The organism is Okeania sp. SIO2C9 (assembly GCF_010672455.1).
Taxonomy (GTDB): domain Bacteria; phylum Cyanobacteriota; class Cyanobacteriia; order Cyanobacteriales; family Microcoleaceae; genus Okeania.
In genome coordinates this window covers 1-2,373 of record NZ_JAAHGO010000189.1, presented here as the reverse complement: position 1 = coordinate 2,373, position 2,373 = coordinate 1, and the positions used below count along the sequence as shown (strand labels likewise).

Genomic DNA, 2,373 nt, shown 5'->3' with positions numbered 1-2,373 from the left:
ATGAATTTGTCAATCCTCTTCAATTCATGGAGAGGTAATTATTCATTATTCATTATTCATTATTAATTGTTGAATGTAGCGTTAAAATTTTGAGGCGATAAAATCTAACTTTTAACTTTTAACTTTTGACTTTCGACTTCCGTAAATTACCGAAAAATTGTGGGTATGCGCCTGCCCTTTTAAGGGGATAATAAGCGGTCGTTTGCGCAGCATGACCTAGGATGGGATGGCGAGGTCAAAGGAGCTGTCCGACCATCGACTCCTGTGAAAAAAATTTTCATGAATTTGTCAATCCTCTTCAATTCATGGAGAGGTAATTATTCATTATTCATTATTCATTATTAATTGTTGAATGTAGCGTTAAAATTTTGAGGCGATAAAATCTAACTTTTAACTTTTAACTTTTAACTTTTAACTTTTGATTTTTAACTTTTGACTTCCGTGAATTGCCTCTTGTAAAACTTTTTTTCTAATTAAGGAATGTAGACAATCTTCTTCTGTAATATCGACTGAATATCCTAATAAATCTTCTAAAGATTGAATTAGAGAAATTTGGTCTAATAAAGTACAGTCTGGATGAAATTCAACCAAAAAATCAATATCGCTATTTGGTGTTTCTTCACCTCTAGCAACTGAACCAAAAATCCGAATATTAGATGCTTGATGTTGGGCGGCTATTTCTAATATTTTCTCTCTTTTTTCTTGGAGTAATTGTTTGTGATTCATAATAATTTAAGGGAATAGGGAATAGGGGAGTGGGAAGGAAACACAACTATACTTTCTATTTGTCAACATAACTGATAAAGTCTCAATAGACATCTCCAGAAAAGAGTTAGTAGGGCAGTAGGGGGAAAATAATTGATAAATAAGAGTGCGGTAATTGATTTTATTTTTTATTATTGGAGATGTTTAATAGCAATACACTACTACAGGATGGCAGAAATAACTAACCAGTTACAAAATTATAAAAGCCTTACCAATCAAAAATGATTGACTTTTAACTTTTGACTTTTAACTTCCGCGTAGCGACACTACTCTGTCACTAAATTTCAATCCCTAGACTTATTCCCACTTTTATATTTTGTCAATCCATAATCTCTCAATACTTATTTGACAAACAGTCTCTCAAAGCGAGATTTGGATATATATTAACTACATTGATATACTATATTTTAGTAAAAATTGGCTAAATTTGAAATTTAGTTGATATTTAACAAAGTTACCTGTATTTTTTCTACCATAATTAGGGTAAATTTATGAACAGATTAACTCGCGACCAAATCATCGCTATCATTGGAATTTTCGTGGCAAGTTTTACAGCAGTGATAGTTGCTTTTATACCTGCATTTTTACCTACACAATGGAAATGTTTCTTCAAAAATAGATATTATGACGAAGAATATCAGGTATGCAAACCAAAACTTCCTGTTTTCAAAGAAAATAATGATTGTAAACATTACTATGAATTAGTGGAAGAAGATATATCTTGGACAGAAGCAAATAATAGAGCTAAGAACAAAAATCATAGAGGAATTCCAGGACATTTAGTAACAATTACTTCACAAGAGGAACAAGAATTTATTGAGAATAGCCAAAATTTACGTCAATTAGACCAGAACTCAAATAGAGAAGAAGTGTTTGTTAGAAGTCAACTAAATAGTGCTTGGATTGGTGCTAGTGATGCAAGAAACGAGGGTATATGGGAGTGGGTAGTAGGGCCAGAAACAGAAAAAGGAATGCAATTTTGGATAGGTAAATCCGATGGAGATCCTATTAAGAATGTATACTCTAACTGGCGTGACAACGTTCAACCAGATGATGGTAGAGAGGGTGAAGATTATGGTCATATATCCTTATATTCTCAGGAAGGTTTTAAGTGGAATGATAATGATGTTAATGATCGATATTCTGAAGTTTCTCAATATATTGTTGAATATACAGATTGCCCTAATCAGGATTAATATATAAAGATTATTTCCTGGTTAAACTGCCTTTTTCCTATCTTAATATAGAATCCGGTTATATATATGTTAATAATTCTCAGAACTTACCCATGAGGTACGAAAAACTAGGACTTGAGATTGCTTCCCTATGGGTCGCAATGACGGAAAAATGATGTTAACGATCGATATTCTGAAGTTTATCAATATATTAGACATCTCCGAAAATAACCAAAGTCCTACTATCACTACCTTTAGAATCGCGATAGCGTACGCTTAACCGGAGGTTATCGCAAAATCGCAAAAGTAGTTACTTTGTACACCAGAATAGGTGTTTGAGATACTTACTATTAATAACTAGCAGAAAAATAGTATCTATATAAACAAATTTATCTTGCCATCTTAGCGCTTATTTCACATCTATAAAATAACT

2 protein-coding genes are annotated in these 2,373 nt (G+C 32.2%); one reads left to right on the top strand and one right to left on the bottom strand.

The window, feature by feature from the left end; translation table 11 throughout:
• Positions 1-411: 411 nt before the first annotated feature.
• A complete protein-coding gene (locus tag F6K23_RS40140; protein WP_293166747.1) occupies positions 412-726 on the bottom strand; it encodes a nucleotidyltransferase family protein in 315 nt (104 codons plus the stop codon).
• Between the two features lie 530 nt (positions 727-1,256).
• Here F6K23_RS40140 and F6K23_RS40135 point away from each other — a divergent pair.
• Positions 1,257-1,961, top strand: coding sequence for a lectin-like protein (locus tag F6K23_RS40135; RefSeq protein WP_293166745.1), 705 nt, complete (start codon positions 1,257-1,259; stop codon positions 1,959-1,961).
• Positions 1,962-2,373 lie beyond the last annotated feature (412 nt).

Bases quoted from the DNA above. Each gene is read 5' to 3' on its own strand.
- F6K23_RS40135 (WP_293166745.1), top strand. From the start codon at position 1,257: ATGAACAGATTAACTCGCGACCAAATCATCGCTATCATTGGAATTTTC.
- F6K23_RS40140 (WP_293166747.1), bottom strand. From the start codon at position 726: ATGAATCACAAACAATTACTCCAAGAAAAAAGAGAGAAAATATTAGAA.